The organism is Streptococcus sp. SCPM-O-B-15277 (M60) (assembly GCF_058200335.1).
Genome location: NZ_JBYQGR010000014.1, coordinates 1 through 410, shown reverse-complemented (window position 1 = coordinate 410; position 410 = coordinate 1). Strand labels below are relative to the sequence as shown.

General features: G+C 41.5%; 1 protein-coding gene. It reads left to right on the top strand.

The genetic code is table 11. The features are described 5' to 3' along the window. A partial coding sequence (locus AC3E9F_RS08450; protein WP_490673007.1) for a hypothetical protein occupies positions 1-410 on the top strand: 410 nt, incomplete at both ends.

Below are 410 nucleotides of genomic sequence, written 5' to 3'. Positions count from 1 at the left end.
TTCACAGTTGATAAGGAAACAGGTGTTGTAACCTTCACTCCGACTGACAAGTCATACTCAGGTGATGTTGTTCCAGTTAAGGTTCAAGCTAAAGATGCTAACGGTACTGCAGTAGAAACAACTTACACACCTAAGATTACTCCAGTAGTTCCAACAGCAGAACCAGCAACTTCAACAGATATCCAAGGTAAGACACAAACAGGAAAACCTAAGTTTACAGAAGGTGATCCAAGTGTACCAATGGATGACGATGTTCCAGCAACATTTGAAGATGGTTCAACAACTAAGACTATCCCAGGTGAAGGAACATACACAGTAGCTCCAGACGGAACTGTTACATTTGTACCAGAAAAATCATTCACAGGAACAGGAACAGGCGTGACTGTTAAACGTGTAGATAAGAATGGTAC